At 66.4% G+C, this 5648-nt stretch carries 5 protein-coding genes; all 5 read left to right on the forward strand.

What is annotated here, in order from left to right:
• Positions 1–187: 187 nt before the first annotated feature.
• The 5 genes from gnd to tal all read left to right on the forward strand — a co-directional run bounded on the left by gnd (position 188) and on the right by tal (position 5165).
• Complete coding sequence (gene gnd, locus VF515_04205; protein HEX7406838.1) at positions 188–1207, forward strand: decarboxylating 6-phosphogluconate dehydrogenase; 1020 nt, start codon at positions 188–190, stop codon at positions 1205–1207.
• Complete coding sequence (gene zwf, locus VF515_04210) at positions 1204–2574, forward strand: glucose-6-phosphate dehydrogenase (GenBank protein ID HEX7406839.1); 1371 nt, start codon at positions 1204–1206, stop codon at positions 2572–2574. Before gnd ends, zwf begins: the two co-directional genes overlap by 4 nt.
• 20 nt (positions 2575–2594) lie before the next feature.
• Positions 2595–3272, forward strand: a complete 678-nt coding sequence (locus VF515_04215) for an ROK family protein (protein HEX7406840.1) — start codon at positions 2595–2597, stop codon at positions 3270–3272.
• Positions 3273–3378: 106 nt separating this feature from the next.
• Positions 3379–4083 carry an HAD family hydrolase gene (locus tag VF515_04220; GenBank protein ID HEX7406841.1) on the forward strand — a complete coding sequence of 235 codons (705 nt, stop codon included), beginning with the start codon at positions 3379–3381 and terminating at the stop codon, positions 4081–4083.
• Positions 4080–5165 (forward strand): transaldolase, encoded by a 1086-nt coding sequence (gene tal / locus VF515_04225; protein HEX7406842.1) that lies wholly within the window; start codon positions 4080–4082, stop codon positions 5163–5165. The genes VF515_04220 and tal overlap by 4 nt, the downstream gene beginning before the upstream one ends.
• The last annotated feature ends 483 nt before the right edge of the window (positions 5166–5648 follow it).

A 5648-nucleotide genomic window follows, 5' to 3' on the forward strand; every position in this document is an offset into this window, starting at 1 on the left:
GTTCTCGCGATGCACGCCGCGGCTGGGTTTGCCACCGAGTGGACGGCCCGCCAGGCGCGCGAGATCATCGGACGATGGCGAATTGCGGTCGCCCATTGCGCCGTCTATTCTCTCAGTGGACGGTACGCGTCCCGCCGCGCCAGTCCGCGCGGCGAGGAGTAGCGGCCATCATTGACAGGAGGAAGGCATGCAAGTCGGCATGATCGGTCTCGGACGCATGGGAGCCAATATGGTGCGGCGCCTCATGCGAGGCGGCCACGAGTGCCTGGTGCACGATGTCTCGGCTGATGCCGTGCGGGCGTTGGCCAACGAGGGCGCGTCGGGTACCACGTCGATCGAGGACTTCATCGCGCGCCTCACCCCACCGCGCGTCGTGTGGTTGATGGTACCGGCGGCGGTCGTCGACTCCATGCTCGACAGCCTGCTGCCCCGTCTTGCGGCCGGCGATACCGTCATCGACGGCGGCAACTCCTACTACCGCGACGACATCGATCGCGCCAAGCGGCTGGCGGCACGGGGCCTGCACTATGTCGACTGCGGCACGAGTGGCGGCGTGTGGGGGCTGGCGCGCGGATACTGCCTCATGATCGGCGGCGAACCAGACATCGTACGCCGTCTCGATCCGCTGTTCGCGACGCTTGCCCCCGGCGCCGGCTCGCTGGAGCGCACCGCCGGCCGTGAGAAGCTCGCCGGCACCGCGGAACAAGGGTACCTCCACTGCGGTCCGAACGGCGCCGGTCACTTCGTCAAAATGGTTCACAACGGCATCGAGTACGGCTTGATGGCCGCGTACGCCGAGGGCCTCAACATCCTGCGACACGCCAACGTTGGGAAGCGCACGCAAGCGGCCGACGCGGAGACCACACCACTGCGCCATCCGGAGTACTACCAGTACGACTTCAACCTGGCCGACATCGCCGAGGTGTGGCGGCGCGGCAGCGTGATTGCCTCGTGGCTGCTCGACCTCACTGCCGCCGCCCTGGCGAGCGATCCGCACCTCGATCGTTTCAGCGGTCGCGTATCGGATTCGGGCGAAGGACGGTGGACGCTCGACGCGGCCATCGACGAGGCCGTGCCCGCGAACGTCCTCGCCGCGGCGCTCTTCGAACGCTTCAGCTCGCGCGGCGAAGCCGAGTTCCAAGACCGACTGCTCTCCGCCATGCGATTCGAGTTTGGCGGGCACGTCGAGAAAGCTGCCGACAAATGAGCCTGCCGCGGTCCGACGCCTTGGCCTTCTTCGGGGCCACCGGCGATCTGGCGTACAAGAAGATCTTCCCGGCCTTCCACGCGATGGCGCGGCGCGGCCACCTCGACTTCCCCGTCATCGGCGTGGCGCGCGCAGGTTGGACGATCGAACGGCTGCGGGCGCACGCCCGCGACAGCGTCGCCGAGCACGGCGGTGGCGTCGACGAAGCGGCCTTCGCGCAGCTCTCGACACAGCTCCGCCTCGTCGGCGGCGATTATGAGGATCCGGCTACCTACACCGCCCTCTGTCAGGCGCTCGCCGGTGCGCAGCGGCCGGCGTACTACCTCGCCATCCCGCCCAGTATGTTCGCCAGCGTGGTCGAAGGACTCGGACGGTCCGGTTGCGCGCATGACGCCCGCGTCATCCTCGAGAAGCCGTTCGGCCGCGACCTGGCGTCGGCGCAAGCGCTGAACAGAACGCTCCACACGATTTTCGACGAGTCCGCGATCTTCCGCATCGATCACTATCTCGGCAAAGAACCGGTGCAGAACCTGTTGATCTTCCGCTTCGCCAATACCTTTCTCGAGCCGATCTGGAACCGGCATTACGTCGAAAGCGTGCAGATCACGATGGCCGAGAGCTTCGGGGTTCAGGGCCGCGGCCGCTTCTATGAGGAAGCGGGCGCGATTCGCGACGTCATCCAGAATCACATGCTCGAAGTGGTGGGCTTCCTCGCCATGGAGCCGCCGATCGGAACCTACCACGAGGCCATTCGCGACGAGCAGGTCAAGGTGTTCCGAGCCATCCGCCCGTTGAGCCCGGAGGATCTCGTGCGCGGGCAGTTTCGCGGCTATCGGCAGGAAGACGGCGTCGCGCCGGACTCGACCGTCGAGACCTTCGCCGCCGTCCGACTCCACATCGACTCGTGGCGTTGGGACGGCGTGCCGTTCTACATCCGCGCCGGCAAGTGCCTCCCGATGACCACCACCGAGGTGCTGGTGACGCTCAAGCGACCGCCACTGCGGAAGATCGGCGTGGAGGAGACCAACTACTTCCGCTTCCGGCTCGGTCCGGACGTGATCATCGCGGTTGGCGCGCGCATCAAAAAACCGGGCGAACAGATGGTCTCGGAGCCGACCGAGCTCAAGGTCGTGCACCAGCCGGACGGCGTCGAGATGGACGCCTACGAGCGTCTGCTGGGCGATGCGATGGCGGGCGACGGCACGCTGTTCGCGCGCCAAGATGGCGTGGAGGCGGCGTGGGCGATCGTCGAGCCGATCCTCGGGAACGCGACGCCGGTGCACGAGTATGCGCCGGACTCGTGGGGGCCGCCCGACGCCGCCCGGCTGACGGAGGAGGTCGGCGGCTGGCACTGCCCGCCGTCCTGAGGATGACGGTGGAGACGACGATGAACATCCTTGTCATCGATGTTGGAGGCACGCACGTCAAGGTGCTGGCCACCGGACAGAAGGCCCACCGCGAGGTTCCGTCTGGCCCGACCATGACGGCGCGAAGCATGGTGAGGGCCGTCAAGCGGCTCACCGCGGATTGGCGGTACGATGCGGTGTCGATCGGCTACCCCGGCCCGGTGCTGCACGGGCGCCCGGTGTCCGAGCCGCACAACCTCGCTGGCGGCTGGGTCGGCTTCGATTTCCGGCGGGCTTTCGGTTGCCCGGTGAAGATCGTGAACGACGCCGCCATGCAGGCGTTGGGGAGCTACCGCGGCGGGCGCATGTTGTTCCTCGGCCTCGGCGCCGGACTTGGGAGCGCGCTCATCGTCGATGGCAGACTCGAACCGATGGAACTCGCGCACCTGCCCTACGAGAAGGGGCGCACGTACGAGGATTACGTCGGCCTGCGCGGACTCAAACGCCTCGGCAAGAAGAAGTGGCGCCGTCACGTCGCGGATGTGGCGAGGCGCCTGAAGGCGGCGCTGGAAGCCGAAGATCTCGTGCTCGGCGGCGGCAACGCCAAGCTGTTGAAGACGCCGCCGGCTGGGGCACGCCTCGGGGACAACGCCAATGCGTTCGTCGGCGGCTTCCGGCTCTGGGACGCCACGCCCCAGCACACCAGGAAGCGAAAGTGACAGCGGACACGAACACTGCCGCGAGTGGGGGCGCCCGCAGGCTCGAAGTGTTCCCCAGTGCGGATGTCCTCGTGCATGCCGCGGCCGATCCGCACGGGAGCCGGCAATGACCGAGACGGCCAACGACCGCAACCGGGTCGTGTTCCTCTTCGATGTCGACAATACCCTGCTGGACAATGATCGGATCATCGTCGACCTCGAGCGCCACCTCGTGCGCGAGGTCGGTGCCGGACGGGCCGAGCAATATTTCGAGATCTTCGAGAAGCTCCGCGCCGAGCTCGGGTACGCAGATTACTTGGGGGCGTTGCAGCGTTACCGCGTCGCGCACCCGCGCGACCCTCACCTGCTGGCGGTGTCTTCGTTTCTGGTGAACTACCCGTTCGCGAATCGGCTCTTCCCCGGTTCGCTCGACGCACTCGAGCACGTCGCCAAGTGGGGACCGACCGTCATCCTCTCCGACGGCGACGTCGTGTTCCAGCCGCGCAAGGTCGAGCGCTCCGGGCTGTTCGACGCGGTTGACGGGCGCGTGCTCATCTACATACACAAGGAGCAACAGCTCGGCGACGTCGAGCGGCGCTTTCCAGCCGAGCATTACGTGCTGGTCGACGACAAGATCCGCATCTTGACGGCAATCAAGAAAGTCTGGGGCGCGCGTCTCACGACGGTCTTCTTGCGGCAGGGTCACTACGCACGCGCCGCCGAAGTGGCGAGCTACCCGGCAGCGGACGTCACGATCGAACGCATCGGCGCGTTGCTCGAATACGATTTACCCGCGCTCCTCGGCGGCGCGCGGGGGGAGGGGACACCATGAAAGCAACACAGCTACTCCACGACGCTGGCCAGAGCCTGTGGCTCGACAACATCACGCGCGCGCTGCTGACCAGTGGCACCCTGGCGCGCTACATCAAGGAACTCTCGGTCACGGGGCTGACCTCCAACCCGACCATTTTCGACCACGCGATCGGGAGCAGTCAGGAGTACGACGCCGCCATTTGCGAGAAGACGGCGGCCGGCGAGGCCGGCGAAGCGCTCTTCTTCGATCTCGCACTCGAAGACCTGACCCGCGCCGCCGACCTCTTCCGTCCGCTTCACGACGCGACCAACCGTGTCGACGGCTGGGTGTCGCTCGAGGTGTCACCCGCGCTCGCCTACGACAGCGAGAGCACGCTGGTAGCAGCTAAGGACCTCTACGCGCGGGCCGGCCGCCCGAACCTCTTCATCAAGATTCCCGGCACGCCGGAGGGCATTCCGGCAATCGAAGAAGCGATCTTCGCGGGGGTGCCCATCAACATCACACTGCTGTTTTCGCGTGAGCAATACCTCGCCGCCGCCGAGGCCTACATCCGGGGCATCGAACGTCGCGTAACCGCCGGGCTCAACGCCCACGTGCCCTCGGTGGCATCGCTGTTCGTCAGTCGCTGGGATACTGCGGTGGCGGACAAGGTGCCGTCCGAGCTGCGCGGTCAGCTCGGCATCGCCATCGCCAAGCGCACGTACAAAACGTACCGCGCCCTGCTCGCCTCCGATCGCTGGCTTCGGGTGCTGAACCGGGGGGCGCGCTCGCAGCGGCTACTCTGGGCCAGCACCGGCACCAAGGATCCGCAGGCGTCGGATGTGCTCTATGTGCAGTCGCTCGCCGCCCCGCATTCGATCAACACGATGCCGGAGAAGACGCTGCTGGCGGTCGCCGACCACGGCGACATCAGCGGCATGCTGCGGCACGACGGCGGCGACGCGGAGGCCGTGCTCGACAGGTTCGCACGCAGAGGCATCGATCTGGACGCGCTCGCGATCCAGCTGCAGCGCGAGGGCACGGCTGCGTTCGTCAAGTCTTGGGATGGATTGCTCGCCTGCATCACGGAGAAGAGCGTCAAACTCAGCCAGACCGGCTGATCTGAAGAAGCGAGGCCATCGCGACGGCACTCGGCTTGGAACTGGTGGTCGAGCCGCGCGCGCCGAGCCGCACGGTCTCGGGCTCGGGGAAAAACACGTTGAGCAGACAGCTGATCGCTTGAGGTGGATCTCGTCTGCCAGATGTTTGGGAATGTACGGTCAGGAGCACCCCGGCCGGCAACCTGCCTCGTTGAGCTATGCCCAGCCCGTTGAAAAGGCCGGAGGAACCCTTCGCCAAGCTGCCCATGAACCGCGCCCCAATCCGTCATGCCCGCAGTCTCTTGGCGGACTTCCCATCGCATGCGGAATGGATTCCCGCCTGAAGATTGCGGGAATGACGACAAACAGTGGGACGTTCATGGACACGTCAAGCCGGCGCCCCGCCGGTCGGGTCTCTCAGGGTGAGCGGAAGAAGTCGTTTGGAATCGGGGCGGGTATCCGCTCATGCTGAGCTCGTCGAAGCAGTGGGCGGGGTTCTTCAAC

The sequence above is a fragment of the Candidatus Binatia bacterium genome (genome assembly GCA_036382395.1).
GTDB lineage: Bacteria > Desulfobacterota > Binatia > HRBIN30 > HRBIN30 > JAGDMS01.